This is a genomic window from Streptomyces roseus, from assembly GCF_001044425.1.
Lineage (GTDB): Bacteria > Actinomycetota > Actinomycetes > Streptomycetales > Streptomycetaceae > Streptomyces > Streptomyces roseus.
In genome coordinates this window covers 113,166-136,713 of the sequence record NZ_LFML01000033.1, presented here as the reverse complement: position 1 = coordinate 136,713, position 23,548 = coordinate 113,166, and the positions used below count along the sequence as shown (strand labels likewise).

The 23,548-nt window shown below is 72.1% G+C and carries 23 protein-coding genes and 3 tRNA genes; 6 read left to right on the top strand and 20 right to left on the bottom strand.

All coding sequences use genetic code 11. The annotated features are described in order from the left end of the window. The 5 genes from ACS04_RS09655 to ACS04_RS09635 all read right to left on the bottom strand — a co-directional run. The coding region (locus ACS04_RS09655; protein ID WP_048476117.1) for a DUF2797 domain-containing protein at window positions 1–560 on the bottom strand (560 nt) is incomplete at its 3' end. Beyond that, window positions 557–991, bottom strand: coding sequence for an Lrp/AsnC family transcriptional regulator (locus tag ACS04_RS09650; RefSeq protein ID WP_048476116.1), 435 nt, complete (start codon window positions 989–991; stop codon window positions 557–559). The genes ACS04_RS09655 and ACS04_RS09650, both read right to left, overlap by 4 nt. A 115-nt stretch (window positions 992–1,106) precedes the next feature. Next, on the bottom strand, window positions 1,107–1,472 hold the full coding sequence (locus tag ACS04_RS09645) for a PH domain-containing protein (RefSeq protein WP_048476115.1): 366 nt from the start codon (window positions 1,470–1,472) through the stop codon (window positions 1,107–1,109). Window positions 1,473–1,661: 189 nt separating this feature from the next. Then, window positions 1,662–1,734 (bottom strand) — tRNA-Arg (locus ACS04_RS09640). A gap of 253 nt (window positions 1,735–1,987) precedes the next feature. Further along, window positions 1,988–2,078, bottom strand: a tRNA-Ser gene (locus ACS04_RS09635). Window positions 2,079–2,345: 267 nt separating this feature from the next. Between ACS04_RS09635 and ACS04_RS09630 the strand changes: the two genes are divergently transcribed. From ACS04_RS09630 to ACS04_RS09620, 3 genes are all read left to right on the top strand, one after another. Further along, on the top strand, window positions 2,346–2,783 hold the full coding sequence (locus tag ACS04_RS09630; RefSeq protein ID WP_048476114.1) for an SSI family serine proteinase inhibitor: 438 nt from the start codon (window positions 2,346–2,348) through the stop codon (window positions 2,781–2,783). A gap of 119 nt (window positions 2,784–2,902) precedes the next feature. Further along, the gene (locus ACS04_RS09625) at window positions 2,903–6,310 is read left to right on the top strand and encodes a PAS domain-containing protein (RefSeq protein ID WP_048476113.1); all 3,408 of its coding nucleotides are present in this window, start codon (window positions 2,903–2,905) and stop codon (window positions 6,308–6,310) included. Window positions 6,311–6,323: 13 nt separating this feature from the next. Continuing rightward, window positions 6,324–6,908, top strand: a complete 585-nt coding sequence (locus tag ACS04_RS09620; protein ID WP_078864589.1) for an antibiotic biosynthesis monooxygenase — start codon at window positions 6,324–6,326, stop codon at window positions 6,906–6,908. Between the two features lie 19 nt (window positions 6,909–6,927). Here the strand turns inward: ACS04_RS09620 and ACS04_RS09615 are convergent, their stop codons facing one another. The 9 genes from ACS04_RS09615 to ACS04_RS09575 all read right to left on the bottom strand — a co-directional run bounded on the left by ACS04_RS09615 (window position 6,928) and on the right by ACS04_RS09575 (window position 15,581). Then, window positions 6,928–8,589, bottom strand: a complete 1,662-nt coding sequence (locus ACS04_RS09615; protein WP_048476112.1) for a long-chain fatty acid--CoA ligase — start codon at window positions 8,587–8,589, stop codon at window positions 6,928–6,930. Between the two features lie 161 nt (window positions 8,590–8,750). Next, the gene (locus ACS04_RS09610) at window positions 8,751–9,284 is read right to left on the bottom strand and encodes a SigE family RNA polymerase sigma factor (RefSeq protein WP_048476111.1); all 534 of its coding nucleotides are present in this window, start codon (window positions 9,282–9,284) and stop codon (window positions 8,751–8,753) included. 169 nt (window positions 9,285–9,453) lie between these two features. Continuing rightward, a complete protein-coding gene (locus tag ACS04_RS09605; protein ID WP_048476110.1) occupies window positions 9,454–10,620 on the bottom strand; it encodes a lipid-transfer protein in 1,167 nt (388 codons plus the stop codon). Beyond that, window positions 10,617–11,012, bottom strand: coding sequence for a hotdog family protein (locus ACS04_RS09600; RefSeq protein ID WP_048476109.1), 396 nt, complete (start codon window positions 11,010–11,012; stop codon window positions 10,617–10,619). Before ACS04_RS09600 ends, ACS04_RS09605 begins: the two co-directional genes overlap by 4 nt. Next, window positions 11,009–12,058, bottom strand: a complete 1,050-nt coding sequence (locus ACS04_RS09595; protein ID WP_048476108.1) for an acyl-CoA dehydrogenase family protein — start codon at window positions 12,056–12,058, stop codon at window positions 11,009–11,011. Before ACS04_RS09595 ends, ACS04_RS09600 begins: the two co-directional genes overlap by 4 nt. Beyond that, entirely contained in the window at window positions 12,058–13,023 is a 966-nt protein-coding gene (locus tag ACS04_RS09590) for a bifunctional MaoC family dehydratase N-terminal/OB-fold nucleic acid binding domain-containing protein (RefSeq protein ID WP_048476107.1), read from the bottom strand. The genes ACS04_RS09595 and ACS04_RS09590 overlap by 1 nt, the downstream gene beginning before the upstream one ends. Further along, the gene (locus tag ACS04_RS09585) at window positions 13,020–14,171 is read right to left on the bottom strand and encodes an acyl-CoA dehydrogenase family protein (RefSeq protein WP_048476106.1); all 1,152 of its coding nucleotides are present in this window, start codon (window positions 14,169–14,171) and stop codon (window positions 13,020–13,022) included. The genes ACS04_RS09590 and ACS04_RS09585 overlap by 4 nt, the downstream gene beginning before the upstream one ends. Before the next feature lie 204 nt (window positions 14,172–14,375). Next, a complete protein-coding gene (locus tag ACS04_RS09580) occupies window positions 14,376–14,681 on the bottom strand; it encodes a hypothetical protein (RefSeq protein ID WP_048476105.1) in 306 nt (101 codons plus the stop codon). A gap of 528 nt (window positions 14,682–15,209) precedes the next feature. Continuing rightward, window positions 15,210–15,581, bottom strand: a complete 372-nt coding sequence (locus ACS04_RS09575) for a DUF6344 domain-containing protein (RefSeq protein ID WP_048476130.1) — start codon at window positions 15,579–15,581, stop codon at window positions 15,210–15,212. Between the two features lie 143 nt (window positions 15,582–15,724). On the opposite strand from ACS04_RS09575, the gene ACS04_RS09570 reads away from it, so the two are divergent. Continuing rightward, a complete protein-coding gene (locus ACS04_RS09570; protein WP_048476104.1) occupies window positions 15,725–16,231 on the top strand; it encodes a GNAT family N-acetyltransferase in 507 nt (168 codons plus the stop codon). Between the two features lie 104 nt (window positions 16,232–16,335). On the opposite strand, the gene ACS04_RS09565 is transcribed toward ACS04_RS09570, so the two are convergent. From ACS04_RS09565 to ACS04_RS09540, 6 genes are all read right to left on the bottom strand, one after another. After that, a tRNA-Ser gene (locus ACS04_RS09565) sits at window positions 16,336–16,425 on the bottom strand. 39 nt (window positions 16,426–16,464) lie between these two features. Further along, entirely contained in the window at window positions 16,465–17,424 is a 960-nt protein-coding gene (locus ACS04_RS09560; RefSeq protein WP_048476103.1) for a trypsin-like serine peptidase, read from the bottom strand. 179 nt (window positions 17,425–17,603) lie between these two features. Continuing rightward, window positions 17,604–18,662, bottom strand: coding sequence for a YeiH family protein (locus tag ACS04_RS09555; RefSeq protein WP_048476102.1), 1,059 nt, complete (start codon window positions 18,660–18,662; stop codon window positions 17,604–17,606). Continuing rightward, the gene (locus tag ACS04_RS09550; protein ID WP_048476129.1) at window positions 18,662–19,216 is read right to left on the bottom strand and encodes a cysteine dioxygenase family protein; all 555 of its coding nucleotides are present in this window, start codon (window positions 19,214–19,216) and stop codon (window positions 18,662–18,664) included. The genes ACS04_RS09555 and ACS04_RS09550 overlap by 1 nt, the downstream gene beginning before the upstream one ends. A 99-nt stretch (window positions 19,217–19,315) precedes the next feature. After that, the gene (locus ACS04_RS09545; RefSeq protein WP_048476101.1) at window positions 19,316–20,221 is read right to left on the bottom strand and encodes a LysR family transcriptional regulator; all 906 of its coding nucleotides are present in this window, start codon (window positions 20,219–20,221) and stop codon (window positions 19,316–19,318) included. Window positions 20,222–20,355: 134 nt separating this feature from the next. Beyond that, a complete protein-coding gene (locus ACS04_RS09540) occupies window positions 20,356–21,798 on the bottom strand; it encodes a S1C family serine protease (protein WP_048476100.1) in 1,443 nt (480 codons plus the stop codon). 224 nt (window positions 21,799–22,022) lie between these two features. On the opposite strand from ACS04_RS09540, the gene ACS04_RS09535 reads away from it, so the two are divergent. Both ACS04_RS09535 and ACS04_RS09530 read left to right on the top strand, forming a co-directional pair. Further along, a complete protein-coding gene (locus ACS04_RS09535) occupies window positions 22,023–22,820 on the top strand; it encodes a glycerophosphodiester phosphodiesterase (RefSeq protein ID WP_048476099.1) in 798 nt (265 codons plus the stop codon). Between the two features lie 261 nt (window positions 22,821–23,081). Next, on the top strand, window positions 23,082–23,507 hold the full coding sequence (locus ACS04_RS09530; RefSeq protein ID WP_048476098.1) for an ATP-binding protein: 426 nt from the start codon (window positions 23,082–23,084) through the stop codon (window positions 23,505–23,507). Window positions 23,508–23,548: the final 41 nt, after the last annotated feature.

Sequence of the window (23,548 nt, the reverse complement as noted above, 5' to 3'; positions counted from 1 at the left end):
GCGTGCAGCTCCGCGACCTCCCGGGCGCGGTCGGCCGCCGTCGGCAGATGGACTCGTACGGCGCGCTTGCGGGCGTACGCGATCCGGTCCGGCACACCGAGGGCGGCCCGCAGCAGCTCCTCGGTGCGGCGGGTGGCCATCAGCGGCCCCCGCCCCAGCCAGGTCCAGGTCACCGCCCCCTGCTCCAGCAGCCGGGCCGGGCCGCGCTCCTCGGCGGTGATGCCGACCTTGACCATCTCGGGCCCGAACCAGGCCAGGTAGACGCGATAGGTGCGCGGATCGGCGGCGTTGGTGTCGGCGGCCACCGAGAACGACCGGTCCAGGCGGGCGCATTCGGGGCACTGGGCGTTGCCGGCCCGGCCGGGAACGGTGGCTGCCGTGGGGCACGGGGTCCGCTTACCGGCCCGCCGCACACCGAGGCACCGGCGCTCCCCGCGGGCCGCGAACGCCAGCCGCTGCCCGTACGCGAGCGGACTGCCGCGCTCGGCCCGCCCCTCGGCGCACCATCCGATGGCGGGAACGCCGTCATTCCACCGGATGCCGGTGCACCGCCAGGTCACAGCGGGAGCGGGCGCTCGAAGAAGGTGTCCAGTACGACGGTGGCGTGCGTACCGCTGACGCCGTCGACGGCGTAGAGGCGGCGCAGGACGTCCTGGAGCTGTTCGGTCGTGGCCGTGCGCACCTTCACCAGGACGGAGGCGCTCCCCGCGATGATGTGGGCCTCCTGGATCTCGGCGATCGCCTCGAAGGCCTCCTTCGACTCCCCCATCCAGGCGTTGGAGTCGACCATCACGTACGCGAGCACCCCGCTCCCGACGGCCGCGGGATCCACCTCGACCGTCGTGCGCCGGATGACCCCGCGCTCGCGCAGCTTGCGCACGCGCTCGTGAGTGGCTCCGGCCGAGAGCCCCACGGCGGTGCCGAGGGCGGCGTACGACTGGCCCGCGTCCTGCTGCAGCCGTCGGACGAGCGCCCGGTCGATGTCATCCACGCGATCTTCCTCCCACAGCCCCGAAAACCTGAAGCCGACAGTACCGGATCCGCAAATCCCACCATGAGGCCGAATCAGGTTCAGTGAGCGCGGGCGTCGGATGGAGGAAGCTCCTCTATCGCGCGACGAACTGCGTCAGGATGGCCTGCACCTCGTAGATGTCCACACCCTTGGTGAAGGTCTTCTCGATCGGGGCCGAGCTCCCGGACAGCCATATCTTGAGCTCGGCGTCGAGATCGAAGTGCCCGGCGGTCTCCACGGAGAAGTGCGTGATGCTCCGGTAGGGGACGGAGTGGTACTCGACCTTCTTCCCGGTGAGCCCCTGCTTGTCGATGAGCACGAGCCGCCGGTCGGTGAACAGGATCGTGTCGCGTATCAACAGGTACGCGGCGTGCACCTGCTCCCCCTGCCCGAGCAGCCGCGCGTAGTCCCGCTGCGCCGACACCGGATCGACGGTGTGCGCGTTCCCGAACAGCCCCATGACGGCCCCGCTCTCTCGCGGCCCGACCCCTGCGAACCGCCTCCCAAGGACCGTATCCACCCCCGGGCCGGCGATCATCCCCCGCAAGACCGACCCCCACCCCCGGACAACCCCGAGACCCTGCTCCCCCCGAGGAGGACCCGGACAACGCAAGAGGCCCCCCGGCGAACCGGGGGGCCTCTTGGGCTGTGCACTCGGCAGGATTCGAACCTGCAACCTTCTGATCCGTAGTCAGATGCTCTATCCGTTAAGCTACGAGTGCTTGGGCTTCTCGGGGTTTTGCGCCCCGTTGGCCTTGCGAGAACAACAATACATGGACCTCGCCGGGACGCGAAATCCATTAGCCAAACCAGCTCTGACCTGCGGAAACATCCCGGACGAAGATCATCCGAAGGGGTTTGCGCCGATGTCGGGGCGGGGTTGGGGTGGGGGCCGGCCTGGCCGGAACGCGTCAAAAGCAAGACCCCGGAACGCACCGAAGCCCCGGTCCGTCAGGACCGGGGCTTCGGCAGATGCGGAGGCGGAGGGATTTGAACCCTCGATGGGCTTTAAGACCCAAACCGCATTAGCAGTGCGGCGCCATAGACCGGACTAGGCGACGCCTCCAGCACACCCCCGCGTACGAGGGTGCGTGCAGATGATGACACAGCCACCCGGCCGCTCACCAATCCGCTCCCACGGTACAAGGCCGGCCGCCACCAGAGCAAAGCCTTAAGCGGCCCGGAACGCGCTCCTCCCGAACGTCCTCACTCCCATGGGAACGCACTCCCGTAGAGACGCCCTCCCGTGGGGACGCACTCCCGTGCGTCCGCAACATCGGCGGGCGCACGTCGTTGGTCAGGCGTACGACGTACGGACGACTTGGAGTGCCCCATGCTGCGTCTCGCCGCCTTCGCCGTCACCTCCGCCCTGGCCGCCTCGGCGGCCACGGCCGCCGGGCCCCTGCCCCCCCTGCCGCCGCTGAGCCGGCTGCTGGGCGCGCACGACCGCCTCACCATCGCCGTGTCCGCCACCGGCAACCCCCGGGCCAACGGCGAGTACCTGCTGGAGTGCAACCCCGTCGGCGGGAACCACCCGGAGGCACAGGCGGCCTGTGAGCGCCTCGACGTCCTCGCACAGCAGGACAAGGACCCCTTCGCCCCCGCCGCCAAGCGGGAGATCTGCACCATGCAGGACGGAGGTCCGGCCACCGCGCACGTCACCGGAACGTGGCAGGGCCACAAGGTGGACGCGACGTTCCGGCGGACCAACGGATGCGAGATCGCCCGCTGGAACAACCTGGAACCTGTGCTTCCGGGTGGACGCTCCTGACCTGGGCGGATGCGAAGGATGCACGGTATCCACCGAACATCCGCCACCTCAGGCCGGGGCCGTGCCCTTAGACTCCTCCCGTGACATGCCGGTAGTTGTGGTCAGGGAGGAAGCTCGTCGTGAGCAGCAGGCCATCCCGAGGCGCTGCTCGCCTCGCAGCAATACTCGACGCTCTTCCGGACGCGCTGTTGCTCGTCAACGCCAACGGCACGGTCGTCAACGCGAATTCGATCGCCCTCGAGGTCATGGAGAGTCCCGGCACCGGCCTCGTCGGCCGCGGCGTGCTGGACCTCCTCCCCGAGTTCGACTCCAAGCTGATCCCCGGATCGATGCGCCGGCCCGGCGAGGACGAGGGCGGCCGGGCCAGGCCCAAGCGGATGGTCGCGCGCCGCACCGACGGCAGCGAGTTCCCCGTCGAGGTCACCGCCGCCCACCTCGACGGCCGTGACGCCTACCGCGAGCCGCAGCCCGCGTACACGGGTGACGAACTGCTGATGCTCGTCGTGCGCGACCTCTCCGAGACCGTGGACACCGAAGCCGAGCTGGCCCGCTCGCAGCGGCAGACCGAGATGATCCTGCGCGCCGCCGCCGAGGGCGTCGTCGGCACGGACACCGACGGACGCGTCGTACTCGTCAACCCCGCCGCGGCCCAGATCCTCGGGTACCGCGCCACCGATCTCGGCAACCGCGAGCTGCACGGGCTGATCCAGCACTCGCGCGCCGACGGCTCGCCGTTCCCGTTCGAGGAGTCCCCGCTCGCCGACACCCTGCGCAGCGGCCGCAAGCACCGGGTCCGCGGCCAAGTGCTCTGGAACAAGGCCGGACAGCCGGTCTCCGTCGACCTGACCACCTCGCCCGTACGGGACGGGGAACTGCTCGTCGGCGCCGTCATGACGTTCACCGACCGGCGGCCCTACGACGCCCTGGCCGCCCGGCACGCCCAGCTGCTGGCCGTTCTCGGCGACTCCCTGCGCGGGCCGCTGGAGGAGCTGCGCGGGGAGCTGGCCACGCTGGCCGCCGACGACGCGGGGCAGCTGTGGCCCGAGGCCAACCAGCTGCTGCACCACCTGGCCGCCGGGTACTCCCGGATGACCGCGCTGGTCGACAACGTGCTCGGCTTCCAGCGGCTCGACGCGGGCACCGAGAAGCTCAAGAAGAAGAAGGTCCTGATCGACGGCGTCGTCGCGGCCGGCATCGACGGCGCCGTCGAGCTGATCGGCCCGGGCCGCGTGCAGTTCGCCGTCCACGCGCCGACCATCGAGGCCGAAGTAGACGCCGAGCGGATCGCCGGCGCCCTCGCGCACCTGGTCGCGGACGTCGCCGGGGTGGACGCCACCGGCAAGACCCGCCAGGGCAGCGGGTACGGCGATTCGACGATCGTCGTGGCCGCCGCGCAGCGCGGCGATGTCGTACGGATCGAGGTGCGCGGGCCGTACGAGGGCGGCCACCCGGTGCACGAGCCGATCGTGCGGGGCGTCGTGGCCGCGCACGGGGGCGTGCTGCAGACGGTGGAGGTGCCGGGCGCCCCCGGCGGCGCGTACGTACTGGAGCTGCCGCTCGGCGCCGGAGCCGGAACGGTGACGCTGCCCGACCCGAAGCCGGAGCCCGCGAAGGAACCCGCCGCCGCCGAGGGCGCGGCCAAGAACCCCTCCGGCCGGCGCGCCCGGCGCGGGGTGGACGCGTTCCTGGAGGACGCGGCCGAGGAGGCCAGGGCGAACGGCGCCGCCGAGGGCGGGAGCGCGCTCGCGCTCCCCTCCGGGCGGCGACGGGCTGGCGAGGCCGGAGCCGTCGACGCGGCGAGCCCCGAGCTCGCGCAGTCCCCCGTGAACCCGGCGGGCCTGGGCACCGGGCGCCGGCGCGGCCGGGACGGGGACGGCAGCGGCGAGGGCGGCCCGGGCCGTCCCGTGCCCCCGCAGGGCACCGCCATGCCCGCGCTCCCGCCGGTGCCGCAGGGCCTTCCGCCCGGTCCCGGTCCCGGGGTGCCCCCGGTACAGCAGGGCGTGCCGGTGCCGCCCGTGCCTCCGGTGCCCGCCGTACCGCCGGTCCCGGTGAGCGAGCACCCCGCCGGCCGCCGGCGCGCGCTGGGTGCGGCCGCCGCGCCGCAGCCCGGCGGCCCCGTACCCGCGACGGGCCTGGGCCCGGCTCAGACTGCCGCCCCGCAGCCCCCCGTACGGCCCATCGCCCCCGAAGGCGGCTTTGCGCTGCCCGCCGGCCCGACCCCGGCGGCGGCTCCCGAGCCGGCCCCCGTGCAGAGCCCCGCCGCGTCCGTTCCGGTGCCCCCGGCCGGTGAGGCCGAGGGCGAGATCCCGGCGGGGCGGCGTGGGCGCCGGGTCCTGGGTGCGCCCGCCGCCGAGCCCGCGGCACCCGCCGCGCCGCAAGCTCCGGCCGCCGAGGAGCCCGTACCGCCGACCGGGCGGCGCCGTGCGCTGCCCGCCACCCCCGCCTGGCCGGTCCCCGCCGCCCGGACCGCCGCCGAGGACGAGGCCCCCGCCGGCCCCGCGGCCGTGCCCGGCGCCCGGCAGCCGCAGGACGGCCCGGCGGAGGCCGCGCAGCCGATCAGCGTGCGCGCCCTCGGCACCCTCGGCCAGGGCATCTCCATCGACTCCGGCTCCACCGACGGCGCGGGCGGCACGGGCGGCTCCGGCCGCCGGCGCCGACTCGCCGAGCCCGCGCCCCAGGGCCGGGCGTTCGCGATAGGAGCCCCCGAGGCGGGCGCCGACGAGGGCCCCGAACCGCTGGACGGCCCCGGGGGCGCCGTCGAGGTCGTCAACCGGCCCGTACCGCTGCCGGTCGACGACGAGCTGCCTCCGGAGCCCCTGGACAACCCGCGCCGCCTGCTCGTGTGGCCGGCGCCAGATGTGCAGACCCAGCAGGCGCTCAGCGACCGCGGCTACCGCCCGGTGATCGTGCACTCCCGCGAGGAGGTGGACGCGCAGATCGCCGCCTTCCCCGCCGCGCTGTTCGTGGACCCGCTGACCGGTCCGATCACCCGAACCGCCCTGCAGTCCCTGCGCCAGGCCGCGGTGGCCGCCGAGGTCCCCGTACTGGTCACGGCCGGACTGGGGCACGCCACGCGCGAGGCGGCGTACGGGGCCGACCCGGCCGTCCTGCTCAAGGCGCTCGCGGCACGCGACAGCGAGCAGCACCCCTCCCGGGTGCTGCTGATCGAGGAACAGGACGCGATCGCGACGGCGCTGACGGCCGCCCTGGAACGGCGCGGCCTCCAGGTCGCCCGGGCCGGCGCGGACACCGACGCGGTGGAGCTGGCGACGCGGATGCGGCCCAACCTGGTGGTCATGGACCTCATGCAGGTCCGGCGGCGGCGGGCCGGGATCGTGGACTGGCTGCGCGCCAACGGGCAGCTGAACCGGACCCCGCTGGTCGTCTACACGACCACGGGCATCGACCCGGCCGAACTGCCGCGACTGGCCTCCGGGGAGAGCGTGCTCTTCCTCGCCGAGCGGTCGACCACGCCGGACGTCCAGGGCCGCATCGTGGACCTGCTGGCCAAGATCGGAACGAACTAGTCATCCTGGCCCGATGGCCATCACCGACACGAGCGAGCAGACCGTCCCCGCCGACAACGGGGAGGTGAACCTGCTGATCGCCCGACAGGTGGAGCCAGGCCACGAGGAGACGTTCGAAGCCTGGGCCCACGGCATCCTGGAGACGGCCGCGACCTTCCCCGGGCACCTGGGGTACGGGCTGTTCCGTCCGGCGGCGGACGGCGGACCGTGGTTCCTGGTCCACCGTTTCCGCGACCACGACGCCTTCCAGCGCTGGCAGGACTCCGCCGAGCGGGCCCAGTGGTTCTCCAACTGCCTGGGCCACCACCACACCGAGATAGCCCGGCGGGAACTGCACGGCATGGAGACCTGGTTCGCCAAGCCGGGCACCACCCGGCCCGCGCCGCCGCGCTGGAAGATGGCGATCAGCTCGGGGCTGGCGATCTTCCCGATCTCGCTCGCCGGCAACGCGGTGCTCGGGCCGTACCTGGTGAACCTGCACTTCGTGCTGCGGACGGCCGCCTTCGCCGTCGTCTTCAGCACGCTGATGACCTACCTGGCGATGCCGGCCGTCAGCAGGCTGCTGCGGCCCTGGCTGACCAAGGGCGGCCAGGGCTGAGCGTCAGGCCTTCGCGCGGTCAGTCCAGCCGGGTGACTTCCAGCTCGCCTTCCGCGTACTGCCTCCTTATGACCTTCTTGTCGAACTTGCCGACGCTGGTCTTCGGCACGGCCGCGACGGTCGTCCAGCGCTCGGGCAGCTGCCACTTGGCGATGGACTGTCCGAGGAAGATGCGCAGTTCCGCGTAGTCCACGGTCGCGCCCTCCTTCAGGACCACGGTGGCCAGCGGGCGCTCGCCCCACTTGTCGTCCGGGACGGCGACGACCGCCGCCTCGGCGACCTCGGGGTGCGCCATCAGCGCGTTCTCCAGCTCCACGCTGGAGATCCACTCGCCACCGGACTTGATGACGTCCTTGGCGCGGTCGGTCAGCGTGAGGAACCCGTCGGGGCTGATCACGCCGACGTCACCGGTCTTGAGCCAGCCGTCCGCGCTGAACTTGTCCTCGGGGCGCAGCGGTTCGCCGGCGGCTCCGCCGTAGTACGAGCCCGCGATCCAGGTGCCGCGTACCTCGAGCTCGCCCGCGGACTCCCCGTCCCAGGGCAGGATGTCGCCGGCGGGGCCGACCAGGCGCGGTTCGACGCCCGCCGGGAAGCGGCCCTGGGTGATCCGGTACGGCCACTCCTCCTCGGCGCTCAGGCCGGCCGGCGGGTGCGCCATGGTGCCCAGCGGAGAGGTCTCGGTCATGCCCCAGGCGTGGCAGAGGCGCACGCCGAGCTTGTCGTAGGCCTCCATCAGGGAGGGCGGACAGGCCGCGCCGCCGATGGTGACCTGCTTCATCGAGGTCAGGTCGCGCGGGTTGGCGGTGACCTCGGCGAGCAGCCCCTGCCAGATGGTGGGGACGGCCGCGGCGTGGGTGGGCTTCTCCCGCTCGATCATCTCGGCGAGCGGGGCGGGCTGGAGGAAGCGGTCCGGCATCAGCAGGTTGATGCCGGTCATGAAGACCGCGTGCGGCAGGCCCCAGGCGTTGACGTGGAACTGCGGGACCACGACGAGACTGGTGTCCTTGTCGGTCAGGCCCATCGACTCGGCCATGTTGACCTGCATGGAGTGCAGGTAGATGGAGCGGTGGGAGTAGACGACGCCCTTGGGGTCGCCGGTGGTGCCGGACGTGTAGCACATGGCGGCGGCCTGGCGCTCGTCGAGCTCCGGCCAGTCGTACGAGGTCGCGCGGTCCGCGATCAGCTCCTCGTAGTCGTGGACGCGCAGGCCGCGCTCCTGCGCGAGGGCTTCGAGGCCGGAGCGGTCGCCGGTGCCGGAGACGACCACGTGGTCGACGGTCGGCAGGTGCGGCAGCAGGGGGACCAGCAGCGGCAGCAGGGTCCCGTTGACCAGCACGACCCGGTCGACCGCGTGGTTGACGATGAAGACCAGCTGCTCGGGAGGCAGGCGCAGGTTGAGGGTGTGGAGTACGGCGCCCATGGACGGGATCGCGAAGTAGGCCTCGACGTGCTCCGCGTTGTTCCACATCAGGGTCGCCACCCGGTCGTCCTGCTGGACGCCCAGTTCATCGCGCAGGGCGTTGGCGAGGCGGGTGGCGCGGGTACCGATCTCGGCAAAGCTGCGGCGGTGCGGCTCGGCCTCCCCGGTCCAGGTCGTGACCTGGGATTTACCGTGGATCGTCATCCCGTGCTGGAGTATGCGGGTGACGAGGAGCGGTACGTCCTGCATGGTGCTCAGCAAAGCGTCCTCCCGGTGAGCGCTGCGGCGCTGCGGCGGCTACGGATGCAGCCGATTCTGCGCACGTACCGGTCGGCATGTCACTACCCGGAAGTACAAACACGGCAACTCATCGCGGACGTTTCACGTGAAACGCCGATGTTTCACGTGAAACATGGGCCCGTTCAGCGGATCGGGGTGAGCTCCGGGTCCTCGCGGAGCTTGACCAGCGCGCGCGAGACGGCGCTCTTGACCGTGCCGATCGAGACCCCGAGCAGCTCGGCGGTCTGGGCCTCGCTCAGGTCCTCGTAGTAGCGCAAGACGACCATCGCGCGCTGCCGGTCGGGAAGCCGGGTCACCGCCCGCCACATCGCGTCGCGCAGTGCCTGCGCCTCGGCGGGGTCGGTAGCGGGTGTCTCCTCGGGCTCCGGCAGCTCGTCGCAGGCGAACTCGTCGACCTTGCGCTTGCGCCACTGCGAGGTGCGGGTGTTGACCAGGGCCCGGCGGACGTAGCCGTCGAGGGCACGGTGGTCCTCGATGCGGTCCCAGGCGACGTACGTCTTGGCGAGGGCCGTCTGGAGCAGGTCCTCGGCATCGCACGGGTTGGCGGTGAGCGAGCGTGCGGTGCGCATCAGGACCGAGCCGCGGGTCCGGACGTACGCCGAGAACGACGGGTACGGCGTCGGGTTCGAGGCGAGCGTGCACACAGGCGTGGTCATGGCTCCACGCTAGAAGCGCGGGCCGCGCCTGGGATCGGCCGCAGGTGCCGAAGCGGGGTCCATCTCAGGTTGTAGGGGTGGGGCTCGCCCCACCTCCTGAAGGTGGAGGAGGCGGGGCGGGCCTCGGGCGGTGCGGCGGCGGGGCCGCAGACCGCTCAGCGGCCCCGGCTCAGCCGTCGGCGCCGAGGATCAATCCGGACGTCGGCACCCCGGTCCCGGCCGTGACCAGGGCCCGGGCAGCTCCGGCCACCTGATTCACGGAGGTGCCGCGCAGCTGGCGGACGGCCTCGGCGATGCCGTTCATACCGTGCAGGTACGCCTCCCCGAGCTGGCCGCCGTGGGTGTTGAGGGGGAGGGCATCGGCGGCGACGAAGTCGGCGGCCTCACCGGGCTTGCAGAAGCCGAACTCCTCCAGCTGCATCAGGACGAACGGGGTGAAGTGGTCGTAGAGGATGCCGACGTCGATGTCCGAGGGCCTCAGTCCGCTGGTCCGCCACAGCTGACGGGCGACCACGTCCATCTCCGCCAGGCCGGTCAGGTCGTCGCGGTAGAAGGAGGTCATGCCCTCCTGGCGGCGACCGGCGCCCTGTGCGGCCGCGGTGATCACGGCGGGCGGTTGGCGCAGGTCCCGGGCTCGCTCGGTGCTGGTGACGATCAGCGCCTGGCCACCGTCCGTCTCCTGGCAGCAGTCCAGCAGCCGCAGCGGTTCGACGATCCAGCGCGAGGCGGCGTGATCGGCGAGGGTGATCGGCTTCCCGTGGAAGTAGGCGGCGGGATTGTTGGCGGCGTGCCGCCGGTCGGTGACCGCAACGTGGCCGAAGGCCTCGGGGGTCAGGTTGTAGGCGTGCAGGTAGCGCTGGGCGGTCATGGCCACCCAGGAGGCCGGGGTGAGCAGTCCCCAGGGCAGCGACCAGCCGAGCGCCGCACCCTCCGCCGAGGGCTCGCGCTGCTGCACGCCGGAGCCGAAGCGGCGGCCGGAGCGTTCGTTGAAGGCGCGGTAGCAGACCACGACGTCCGCGACCCCGGTGGCGACGGCGAGGGCGGCCTGCTGGACGGTGGCACAGGCCGCGCCACCGCCGTAGTGGATCCGGGAGAAGAAGGAGAGGTCCCCGATCCCGGCCGCCTGGGCCACGGTGATCTCGGGGCTGGTGTCCATGGTGAAGGTGACCATGCCGTCGACGTCGGCGGGGGTCAGCCCGGCGTCGTCGAGCGCCGCGTGCACGGCTTCGACGGCGAGCCGCAGCTCGCTGCGTCCGGAGTCCTTGGAGAACTCGGTCGCGCCGATGCCGGCGATGGCGGCGCGCCCACCGAGCGCGTCGCGGTGCAGGACGCTCATGCCGCCACCTCCGCCGTGACGGTGGCCGTGACCGTGCCGGTGACGTGGTGGCCGAGGGAGTTGGCGCCGATGACCCGGATCTCCACCCGATCCCCGTCGACGGCGGCCACGGTGCCGGTCAGGACCATCGTGTCGCCGGGATAGTTGGGGGCGCCGAGCCGGATGGCCACCTTGCGCAGCACCGTGCCCGGCCCGAGGCGGTCGGTGATGTACCGGCCGACCAGGCCGTTGGTGGTCAGGATGTTCATGAAAATGTCCGGGGAGCCCTTCTCGCGCGCGAGCGAGGCGTCGTGGTGGACGTCCTGGTAGTCGCGGGAGGCGATCGCGCCCGCGACGATCAGCGTGCGCGTCACCGGTATCTCCAGCGGCGCCAGTGTGTCGCCGACGTTCATGCGTCCTCCCCCTGGGGTGCGGCGTGGTCGGACAGGAGCGCCCCCAGCTCGGCCAGCAGCTCGCTGCCGCAGCCGAGGTAGGCGTCGAGCTGGCGCCCCCAGAGGAAGTGCCGGTGGACGGGATGGTCCAGGTCGGCGCCCATGCCGCCGTGCAGGTGCTGGCCCGCGTGCACGACGCGCTTGCCGGCCTCGGAGGCCCACCAGGCCGCGGTCAGGGCGTGCTCCCGGGCGGGAAGTCCCTCATCGATCCGCCAGGCCGCCTCGTACGCGGTGACCCGGATCGCCTCCGTGTCCATGTACGCGTCGGCCGCGCGCAGCATGACCCCCTGGTTGGTGGAGAGCGGCCGGCCGAACTGCTCCCGGGTGGAGGTGTACGCGACCGCGCGGGCCAGGGATCCCGCGCACACGCCCGCCTGAAGACCGGCGAAGGCGGTGCGGGCGGTGGCCAGGACCTCTCCGTAGGCTCGGCCGTCCCCGAGCCGTTCGGCCTCGGCTCCGGCCAGGATGAGGCGCCCCGCGGACCAGGGGGCGGTGGTCTCGACCTCGGGCGTCCCGACGCCGGGAGCGTCCGTCCGTACCAGCCACAGGACCCGGTCGGCGTCCGGGAGCAGCACGTGCGTGGCATCGCGCAGCCAGGGCACGACGGGGGCCGTCCCGGTCAGCCGGCCGTCCGGCGAGGCGGTGATGCGGCCGCGGGCAGGGAAGGCACCGGTGGCGACCGCCTCCCCCGAGCCCAGGGCCGGCAGCAGCCGGGCGCGCTGCTCGGCGCTGCCGTGCGCGGCGATGGGCAGGATCCCGTACGCGCAGGTGGCGGCATAGGGGACCTGCGCGGTGGTGCGGCCCTGCTCCTCCAGCAGCAGCACCAGCCCGAGCAGGCCGATCTCCTCGACGGCCGCGGTCAGACCGGCGGCGGTGAGGGCCTTCCACAGCTCGCCGTCGCTGCCGGTGCCAGCCGCGGCGAGCCGTTCGTGGGTGGCGAGATCGCGGAAGATCCGGGCGGCGAGATCGGCCGCGGCGGCCTGCTCCTCGGTGGGGTGGAAGTCCATCAGTCCTGGCTCCCTCGGAAGACCGGCAGTTCCAGGTCCTCGTCGACCCGCAGGAACTCCAGCCGCACGGGCATCCCGATGCGGACCTCGTCGTACGGGACGCCGGTGATGTTGGTGACCATCCGGACGCCCTCGGCGAGTTCGACGAGCGCGACCGCGTAGGGCGGGTCGAAGGCGGGGAACGGCGGGTGGTGCATCACGACGTAGCTGAACACCGTGCCGGCGCCGCGGGCCTCGACGGTGTCCCAGTCCAGGCTCGCGCAGGCGTTGCAGCCGGGCAGCCAGGGGAACCGCAGGGTCGCGCAGGCGGTACAGCGCTGGATCAGCAGCTTGTGCTCCGCAACCCCGTCCCAGAACCCCTGGTTGTCGCGGTTGACCACCGGGCGGGGGCGCCGAGCCGCGGGCTTCTCCTGGCGGGGGGCGGTCGGCGCGTACTTGAGGATCCGGAAGCGGTGGGTCCCGGCTAGCTCGCCGCCCGCGCGGACGTCCATGCGGGTGGTCACGAAGTGGCCGGTGCCCAGCTTGGTCGTCTTGCGCGGGGACACGGACTCGATGACCGCGTCGTAGGTGACCGGGTCGCCGGGGCGCAACGGCCGCAGGTACTCCTGCTCGCAGTCGGTGGCCACGACGGAGGTGCAGCCCGCGCCGTCGAGCAGCGCGAGGAGCTCGTCGTAGGCGGAGGAACGGTCGCCGTGGCCGGAGAGCCCGCCCATCGTCCAGGCCTGGAGCATGGTGGGCGGGGCGACGGCATCCGGACCGCGGTAGGCGGGGTGGGCATCGCCCATCGCCTCACACCAGTGGCGGATCATCGGCTGGTTGACGGGGTCCTTGCCCCGGCCAGCCGTGGCGGCGGGGCGCCCTTCGAAGGCCTGGAGCCGGGCGTGGAACCGCGCGGCCTCCTCGGCGTCCGCACCCGCACCCGGTCCCGCGCCCGGTCCCGCTCCCTGGTCCGCCGTGGCGGTCATCGCTTCCTTCCCTTCATGCCGAGCCGCATCATGGCGACGATCTCCCGCTGGACCTCGCTGACCCCGCCGCCGAAGGTGTTGATCTGCGCGGCCCGGTTCATCCGCTCCAGCTCGCCGCCGGCGTAGGCGGCGGGCCCCCGTACGAGCGCCTCCTCGCCCACCACCTCCTGGCACATCCGGTACACCTCGACGGTGGACTCGGTGCCGAGGAACTTCACGCCGCTGGCGTCACCGGGGGCGAGGGTGCCGGCGCCCACGTCCTGGACGAGGCGCCAGTTGAGGAGGCGTACGGCGGCCAGCCGGGCGTGAGCCTCGGCGAGCCGGGACTGCACCCAGGGCCGGTCGGCGGGGCGTTCACCGGTGACCGGATCGGGGGTGCGGGCGTGGCGCAGAGCGCTCGCGTAGAAGTCCTCGGCCTGCATGCCGATGGCGGCGAGGGCCACGCGCTCGTGGTTGAGCTGGTTGGTGATCAGCCCCCAGCCGCCGTGCTCGGGGCCGACGAGGTTGCCGGCGGGGACGCGGAGCCCGTCGTAGTACGTCGAAGTGGTCGTGAGGCCGCCGACGGTGTCGATCGGGGTCCACGCGAAGCCGGGGGCATCGGTGGGCACCAGGATGATCGAGATGCCCTTGTGCTTGGGGGCTTCGGGATCCGTGCGGCAGGCGAGCCAGATCCAGTCGGCGTTCTGGGCGTTGGACGTGAAGATCTTCTGCCCGTCGACGACCCAGTCCGCCCCGTCCCGCACGGCTCGGGTGCGCAGCGAGGCCAGGTCGGTGCCGGCCTCGGGCTCCGAGTAGCCGATGGCGAAGACGATCTCGCCGCCGAGGATCCTGGGGAGGAAGTAGTCCTTCTGCTCCCGGGTCCCGTACTTCATCAGGGTCGGACCGACGGTGTTCAGGGTGACCATGGAGACGGGGGCACCCGCTCGGTACGCCTCGTCGAAGAAGACGAACTGCTCGTCCGCGCCGCGCCCTTGGCCGCCGTACTCGGCGGGCCAGCCGAGACCGAGCAGTCCGTCGGCGCCGATGCGGCGCAGCAGCGCGCGCTGCGTGACGGGATCCCCGGAGGGACCGTCCGGCAGCAGATCGTGGAAGTAATCCCGCAGTTCGGTGCGGAGCCGCAACTGGCCTTCGGTCGGGGCGAGGTGCACGGCGCTGGCCTCCCGGCATCACATCATCGAGGAACCTGACTGTCCGTCAGATTTACCGCGGATGTCAAGGTCGCGAGAGCCCGGAAAGGGCCGGGCCCCGCTCGGTACGCGCGGGCGCGAACGCGCGAGGGCGCCCGCCCCACCGGACCTCAGCCGGTCCGGTGGCACGGGCGCCCTCAAAGACTCAGAGGACTGGGGGAGCGCCTACCACCAGGGGTGGAAGTTGGCCGCGAGGTTGCCCTGCTGGATCGCCGTGAAGGCCGAGCCGTTGACCTGCGCGTTGGCGTTCTGGTTGGACGCGCCGGAGCCCGTGGCCACCTGCTGCGAGGTGGACGAATTGCCGCTGTTGTTGCCGCCGACACCGCTGCCGACGATGCCGGCGACGCTCGCATTCGATCCGTCGTTCGCGAAGGAGCCGTTGTCGGCCGAGGCCACACCGCCGAGAAGGCAGGCGGCGAGGGGGAGGGCGGCGACGGCGGCGATGACGCGGGCGGTACGGATGGTTGCCATGTGTGGATCCTCCAGAAAAGCGAAGTGGGACTTGCTCCAAAGCAGTTGGCCGACCGCCTCGGTCGTTGCGTGGTGACGACGTCGCGAGACCAGAGTTGCCCGCCGAATCCCCGGCGAACCAGCCCGGAGCCCCCTATTCCCCCGCAAGTATGAGCAACATCGGATAAACCCCATTCGCATCCCAACGCCGCAGGTCAGCGCGCCGGAGGCCGCCGAAACCACCGCAGGGACTGGGCTGAAACGTTCCTTCAAACTCATGTGCGCCGGACATGCCGAAAAGGGCCGCTCCGTCCGGGAACCCCACCGTCTCCCGGGCCTGCGGCCCTGCAATGCCGGGCTTCACGCCCCCTGCCCGCCCCCGGCACCCGCCGGGGCCATCCCACCGTGCCCCGCTCCGGGGCACCTCACCGGCGCGATCCACGGCCGCGACCTGCCGACCGGGCTCCAGCGCCTGCTGCTGATGCCGTTACCGCTCTGAACTGCCTCCCGCGCGTACCGACGCGCGCGGCGCACGATGCCGTACGGGCGCTACGCGGCCAGGTCGACCTCGTCACGGCCGGCTCCGGAGCCGGTCCCGGCCATGGAGACGGCGGCGGACGCGGCAGCGGTGGTCGAGCGGCGGACGGACGGGGCCTTGCCGTGCGCCTCGGCACGGATCCGCTGCTTGATGGTCGGCGGGAGCGAACCGCCCCGCATCATCGCCCGCCAGCTCCGCCGCCCCATCGGCCGGGCCGGCCGGCGTACGGCAGCCGTCGTGCGGCGGGAAGGAACGGGGGCGCCGGCGGCGGCGGTGGCCGGCGCGGACTTGGACTGGGCGCCGAACCCGAGGGCGGCGAGGAGCGCGACGACGACGGCGACGACTGCGGTCCAGAGCGAGGTGACGGTGATGCGGTGAGCCATGACGAAGTCCTTCGTTTCGCGATGTTCCGACGGGCGGATCTGCATACATTCGTCATGATGTGACCGCAACCGCAGCGCCCCCACGACGCGCGCCGATCTTCCGACAAACACCACTCGGAAGGCCCAGCGCCTACCGTGACGGCATGGACGCTTCCCCTCTTCGGATCGTGCCCTGGGCAGAAGACGACTTCTGGCTTCTGGTGCGCAAGAACGAGCCCGTCATGACCGAACACCTCGGCGGCCCGGAGACCGAGGCCAAGCTCGAAGAACGCCATCGGCGGTATCTGGCGCTGAGCGCCCGCGAGCCGGAGGCCGGACGGGTGTTCCGGATCGTCGCCGGGGGCGAGAGCGTGGGGACGATCGCCTTCTGGGAGCGCGTGTGGAAGGACGAGGAGGTGTACGAGACCGGCTGGGGCATCCTCCCCGAGTTCCAGGGCCGCGGCCTCGCCGCGCAGGCGGCCCACGCACTCATCGCCCACGCGGCCTCGCACGGTACGCGCCGACACCTCCACGCCTTCCCGTCCGTGGACCACGGGGCGTCCAACGCCGTCTGCCGCAAGGCAGGCTTCGTACTGCGCGGCGAGAGCGAGTTCGAGTACCCGCCAGGGCAGTGGCACACGAGCAACGACTGGCGGGCGGTACTGAGGTAGCCCGTAGGACCCGCACACCGCCACGACCCGCACACCGGCACCGAACAGAGAGGGCGGGTCCCCCATATCGGGGAACCCGCCCTCTGACCTGCTACTTCTCTGACTGGCGGTGGGTGTGGGATTTGAACCCACGGTGACATCGCTGCCACGACGGTTTTCAAGACCGTTCCCTTAGGCCGCTCGGGCAACCCACCTGGCCGGTACAGAGTACCGGCAGGCGGGGGGCGGTCGGGTCAGGAATTCTGGGCCTTGTCGTAGGCGGCCTTCGCCTCGTTGCCGAAGTACGGGCCGAACATCCGGTTGGGCAGGAAGGTGTAGCCGAAGCTGTTCACCGACACCTGGGTGCCCAAGCCCGTGGCCTCGTTGAAGTCCTGGAACCAGGGGCCGCCACTCGAGCCGCCCGTCATGTTGCAGCCCAGGCCGTGGTCCTTGGTCAGCAGGAAGTCCTTGCCGGTGTTCCCGCTGCAGTAGACCAGCTTGGTGCCGTCGTACGGCGCGGCCGCCGGGAACCCGAACGAGTACATCTTCTTGTTGTAGCCGCCGTTGAACAGGATCCCCTGGGCGCCGACGGCCTGGCTGAGCTTCTGGCCGTTCAGCGGGGCGACGACGGCGAGGCCGACGTCCATGTTCATGTCCTCGCTGGCGGCCCACTGGTCGGTGGCGAAGGTCTTGGTGGCCGACCACTGGCCGTAGGGCGCGTTCCCGTTCTCGTACCCGGGAACGAAGATCCAGTTGGTGTGCCAGGTGCCCTGGTACTTCACGCAGTGGCCGGCGGTGATGACCGTGCTGCCGTTGGCGCTGGTGATCGAGTCCCCGGAGCAGGACGCGGTGCGGTCACCGAAGGTGAAGAAGACCCGGCCCGAGGTCTTCACCACCGCTCCGCCGCCCGTCCACGCGCCGCCCGCCTGAGGGAACGACGCCGGAGAGGCCGCTGCGGCGGAGGCCGCCGTCGGGGCGATCGCCGTGGGCGCGGCGGTGGCCGCGGCCGGCGCCCGTCCGGTTCCCGGCGCTGCCGTCACGTCCAGCGGGGCGGCGCCGCGCATCCGCTCGGCGGTCCAGAAACCCTGGGTGTGCTGCTGTTGGAACGAGGCCGGGGAATCGGCGGCCGCCGAGGGAGCGGCCGCCGTCAGCGCCCCCGCGATCAGGGCGCCCGCCGCCATGAGGACCGATGCTGCCGTGCGATGACGATTCACGCAGGACTCCTTCTGCCGTGCCCGGTCCCGTCGGAGCGGGCAGGGTGGGGGTGAAGAGCGGTCGGTGCGGATCGGCGGCAGGTTCGCACGCGTGGCGCGAGAAGTCAGGAGACGGTCGGAACGTTCGGTCGGTTCCGGCCAGGAATTGGCCAACTCCCGCTTCCTGCAGTGCACTCAGGTCACATCGTCAGCAGCACGCCCGCGTACGAGACCCCCGCCACCACGAGCCAGGCGCCGAGCCCCAGTACCGCGGCCCGCCCGCCGGTCCGGGCCAGCTTGGGGAGGTCCACCGCACTGCCCAGCCCGAACAGGGCCGCCGCCAGCAGCAGCTCCTGCGCGGTGTGCGCCCAGTCCAGCGCCGCCTCGGGCAGCACTCCGGTGGCGCGCAGCGCGGCGGCGGCCAGGAACCCGGCCACGAACAGCGGGACAGGTGCCGGGCGGCGTCCCGAGGGCGTCCGCGCGCCTTGGCGCCGCGCCCGTACGGAGAAGGCCACTGCCGCCACCAGCGGAGCCAGCAGGGCCACCCGCATCAGCTTGACCAGAACGGCCTCGCCGAGCGCGCCCGGACCGGCGGTCTGGGCGGTGGCCACCACCTGGCCGACATCGTGAACGCTCGCGCCGACCCAGCGGCCGAAGGCCGGGTCCGAGAGACCCAACGGGTCCTGGAGGAGCGGAAGGACGGCGATCGCCAGGGTTCCGCAGAGGGTCACCAGCGCCACCGACGCGGCCACGTCCTCCTCGTCGCTGCCCGACACCTGGCTCACGGCTCCGATGGCCGAGGCTCCGCAGATCGAGTACCCCGTGGCGATCAGCAGGGGCTGGTCTCCCGGCAGCCCGAGCCGCCGGCCCAGCCAGAGCGTGCCGAAGAAGGTGGCGGCTACCACAGCGGCCACCATCGCCACCGTGGCCCAGCCGAGCCGCAGCACTTGATCCAGGCCGAGGCCGAGGCCGAGCAGGACGATGCCGATCCGCATCAGTCGCCGCCCGGCCAGGGAGAGCCCCGGGCGGGCCACCCCTCGTACGAGGTCCCGTACGCCCGGGAGATGGGCCGCCGCGATGCCGAGCACGACGGACGCGGTCAGCGTGGGGACGGCGGGCACCAGCCGGTGCACGCACCAGGCCACCAGCACTCCGGCGACCGCCATTCCCAACCCCGGCCAGGACGAGGATGTTTCACGTGAAACACGTCCGGGGCTTTCGGTCTCCGCTCCGCGCACCGGGCGGTTGAGCAGGGCCATCAGTCGGTGGGGAGCGCGTAGACGCGGCGGACACTGCTGCCCAGGCGGATGACGTCGGCTCCGTAGACGTGCAGGGATATCGCCGTGGTACGACAGGAGTTGTAGACCTTGTGGATATCGCCGGGCGGCGCGAAGCCGCAGACCTCGCCGGGGCCGTTGACCACGTGCTCGGTCGCCACCAGCCGGGCGCAGGCGTCTCCCGCCGCGGGGGCCAGGCGGTAGCGGATCTCGCTCTCCTCGCCCTCGTGCACCCCGGCCACGCACCAGGAGACGTGGTCGTGGATGGCGGTCTCCTGCCCGGGCAGCCACACCAGCGCCACCACCGAGAAGCTGCCGTCCGGCTCGGCATGCAGGACGTGCTGCCGGTACCGGTCGGGGTCCCCCACGCGCTGCCCGGGCGTGAGCAGGTCGGGCATGCCCAGATGGGGTGCCACGCGCTCGCCGACGAGGTAGGCGGTCAGGTCCGGGGCCAGCCCCCGGTCCACGACCGCACGGATCTCACTGACGAGGGCGGCCATCCTCGCGGTCGTACGGGCCGGTGTAGTGGTGGTCATGAAAGCAGCGTCGGACAGCCGATCCATCACGTCCAACGACAGTTCCGACCTGAAATCCCAAGTCCCGCTTATGGGTTCGGGGGCGGTGCAGCCGGGTGGTCAGCAGCCCACGCGGTTCGCGGCCACCTGTTTGAGCGCGTCCAGGACCACGGCGGTCGCCGGGATGCGCAGGTGGTCGCGGTAGACGTAGGCGGCGATGTGGCGGCGTGCCGCGGGCTGGAGGAGGCGCCCGCAGACCTTGTTCAGGGAGAGGGAAGGAAGCACGAGCGCGGGCATCATCGCCACCCCGAGCCCTTGTCCGACCATGCTCTGCACGACCAGGTTGTCATCGGTGGCGAACCGGATGTCGGGCACGAAGCCCAGCTCGGCGCACTCGTGCAGCAGGTTCGCCCGGCAGCGGGGACAGCCGGCGATCCACCGCTCCTCCGCGAGGTCGGCCAGGTGCACGGCCCGTCGGCGGGCCAGCGGATGCCCGGTGGGGAGCAGCACCGTCAGCTGGTCCTCCAGGAGCCTGACCTCGGCGACCTCCTCGGGTATCTCCTCGTGCAGTCCCGGATAGGTGAAGGCCAGGGTGATGTCGCACTCCCCGCGCTCCAGCCGGCGCAGCGACTCCGGGGGCTCCCCCTCCAACAGCTCGACCTGGATGCCCGGATGTTCCTTGGCCAGGTCGCTCAGGGCCTCGGGGACCAGGGTGACGTTGGCGCTCGGGAAACCGCAGAGCCGGACCCGCCCGGTGCGCAGGCGCGCGTACGCCTTGAGCTGCGCCTCGGCGGCGGAAAGGCTGCCGAGGATGGACTCGGCGTGCCGGGCCATGGACTCGCCGGCCTCGGTGAGCTGCATCTTGCGCCCGACCCGGGTGAAGAGCGGGGTGCCGACGGCGCGTTCGAGCGCCTTCATCTGCTGGGTGATCGCGGGCTGGGTGTACCCCAGGGCACGGGCGGCCGCCGAGTACGACCCGGAGGCGACCACTTCGTGGAAGGTGCGTATGTGCCGCGAATCGAACACAAGGGAAGCATAAGCGGACGTTGGGAGGGGCCGTAGGCGGATTCGCGCCCACGGCCCCTCCATCGAGCCGGCCGGTGATCAGGTCCGTCAGGTTCCGGGCCGGCCGTCAGGCCCGGGCCGGTCCTCGGCCGTCGCTACTTGTCGCCGACCCGCGAGCCGAGGGTGATGTCGACGGTGTTCGGCTTGCCGTCACGCAGGTACGTCAGCTTCACCACGTCGCCCGGCTTGTGCGTCCAGATCTCGCTGATGAGGGTCGGGCCGCTGTCGATCGGCTTGTCGCCGAACTGGGTGATGACGTCGCCGGGCTTGAGGCCCGCCTTGCCGGCCGGACCGTTCGGGTCGACCAGCTCGTTGGCGGCGGCCCCCTGCTCGGAGATCTTGGCGCCGTCGGCCTTGGACTGGAGGTCCACGGAGACCGAGATGATCGGGTAGACCGGCTTGCCGGTCTTGATCAGGGACTCGGCGACGTTCTTCGCCTGGTTGATCGGGATCGCGAAGCCGAGGCCGATGGAGCCGGCCTGACCGCCGCCGAAGCCGCCGTTGCCGGCCGACTGGATGGCGGAGTTGATGCCGATGACCGCTCCGCGCCCGTCGAGCAGCGGGCCGCCCGAGTTGCCGGGGTTGATCGAGGCGTCCGTCTGGAGGGCGCTCATGTAGGAGTTCTTGGCGCCGGAACCGTCCCCGGAGGCCACCGGGCGGTTCTTGGCGCTGACGATGCCGGTGGTGACCGTGTTGGACAGGCCGAAGGGGGCGCCGATCGCGATGGTCGAGTCGCCGACCGCGACCTTGTCGGAGTCGCCGAGCGGCAGCGGCTTGAGGCCGGACGGCGGGTTCTTCAACTTGAGCACGGCCACGTCGTAGCCCTGGGCCCGGCCGATGACCTCCGCCTCGTACTTCTTGCCGTCGGAGAAGGTCGCGGAGAGCTTGCCGCCGTTCGCGGCGGAAGCCACCACGTGGTTGTTGGTGAGGATGTGGCCCTGCTGGTCGTAGACGAAGCCGGTGCCGGTGCCGCCCTCGCCGTCGCCGGCCGAGGCCTCGATGGTGACGACGCTGGGCAGCGCGCCCGCGGCCAGGCCGGCGATCGAGCCGGCCTCCCGCTTGACGTCCTTGGGCGTGTTGCTCGCGGCGACAGTGGTCGAGCCGACGCCCTTCTCGCTGCGCTCGGCGGCCCAGAAGCCGATGCCTCCGCCGACACCGCCGGCGAGAAGAGCCGCCACGAGCACGGCGGCGACCAGGCCGCCCCTGCCCTTCGACTTGGCCGGCGGCATGCCGTCGGCGGTCGGGGGCACGCCCCACGGGCCGCCGTCGTGGCCGCCGCCCGAGCCGTACGCGGGGACCGCGGGCGGCGGGGGCGGCCAGCCCTCGGCGCCGTACGCCGCCGGGGCCGGGGCCTGCGGCGCGGGTGCCTGGGCGTAGCCCGGGGCCTGAGCCGGTGCCGGGCCGGCCGGGGTCGGCGGGATCTGCTGGGTGGGCTCCGTACCGGGCGCAGGCGTCTCGGGGGCAGGAGCGGCCACCGGGGGTGTGGACGGGGCCGCGGGGGGCGTCGGGGCCGCGGTGCCCTCGTTCTCGGTGCTCACAGCGCTCTTCTCCTCGTCACACACGGCTTCAGAAAAACTGGCGATTCGGCTCAGCCGAACGTTCGACGTGCCGCACAAGTTCCTGGGAAAAGCCTTCCCCATGACCCGTCAGAGCACTGTAAGCCGGACCTGTGCGTCTTCCCCATTCTTTATATCCGGCATTCCGGGCGCATCCGCGCGGTGGAGCCCGACATGCGGGGCCGTACCGGTGGCACCATGACCCGGTGACCCACGCACAGCCGCCCATCCAGGTCGTCGCCCACCGCGGCGCCTCGGAGGATGCCCCCGAGCACACCCTGGCCGCCTACCGCAGGGCCATCGAGTACGGCGCCGACGCCCTCGAATGCGATGTCCGGCTCACCGCCGACGGCCATCTGGTCCTCGTCCACGACCGCCGGGTCAACCGCACCTCCAACGGCCGCGGCGCCGTCTCCGCCCTTGAGCTGGCCGATCTCGCCGCCCTCGACTTCGGTTCGTGGAAGGACCGCGAGGAGTCCCCCGACTGGGACGCCGACCCCGAGCGCACCTCCGTGCTCACGCTGGAGCGCCTGCTGGAGCTGGTCTCGGACGCCGGCCGGCCGGTACAGCTCGCCATCGAGACGAAGCACCCGACCCGCTGGGCCGGACAGGTGGAGGAGCGCCTCCTCTTCCTCCTCAAGCGCTTCGGACTGGACGCACCGCCCGCCGAGGGCCCGCACCCGGTCCGCGTCATGAGCTTTTCCGCGCGCTCCCTGCACCGGGTGCGGGCGTCCGCGCCCACGATCCCGACCGTGTACCTGATGCAGTTCATCTCGCCCCGGATGCGCGACGGGCGGCTGCCGGCCGGAGTACGGATCGCGGGTCCGGGCATGCGGATCGTGCGCAACCACCCCGGGTTCATCCGCAAGCTCCAGAACGCGGGCCACTCCGTTCACGTATGGACCGTGAACGAAGCCGAAGACGTTCAGCTCTGCGCTGATCTGGGTGTGGAAGCAATCATCACGAACAGGCCGCGACAAGTTCTGTCACAGCTAGGGCGCTGACATCCCGTTTTGCCCACCCGTACCGCGCGTCACGCGCGTGACAGGGTGTGCACCGGCGCATCCGCTCCGCAACCGCCCGCCCTGAATGCGTCAGGGGGCTCCGCTTGACCGGTTTCCGGTCCAGGCCATTGGGGCATCCAGACCATGCGTGGGGCTAAGGAGGTTCCGGGGGTGGCGTTGGTGGTGGCACAGGAAGTGCCCACTTCTTCGTGCGTGGACGTATGCCATGGTCCCGCGGGCGTGGGTGAGGCGAGGCGCCGCATGCGTGAGCAACTGCGCATGAGCGGGCTGTCCGAATCGGTCGTGGACGATGCCGTACTGATCCTTTCCGAACTGCTCAGCAACGCCTGCCGGCACGGCAGACCGCTGGGCGCCGGGGAGGTCGGGGACGGGGAGATACGCGCCGCGTGGCGCATCGACAAGGCGGGGCGGCTGACGGTCGAGGTCACGGACGGGGGCGGCCCCACCCGCCCGGTTCCCGCCACGCCCTCGGTCACCGCGCGCGGCGGCAGGGGGCTGAACATCATCAGCGCCCTCGCCCAGGACTGGGGTGTCCGGGACGGAGCGGCAGGCGAGGTCACCGTATGGGTGACCGTCGCGTGCGGGGCCCGGCACGAGGATTTCGCTACGCGCGTTGCGCCCCCGGCGATCGACTTCGACACGGCCTTCGACGATCTGCGTCCGTGACCGGATCACGCTCGGATCCCTGACCCGGATCCCGGCCCCGA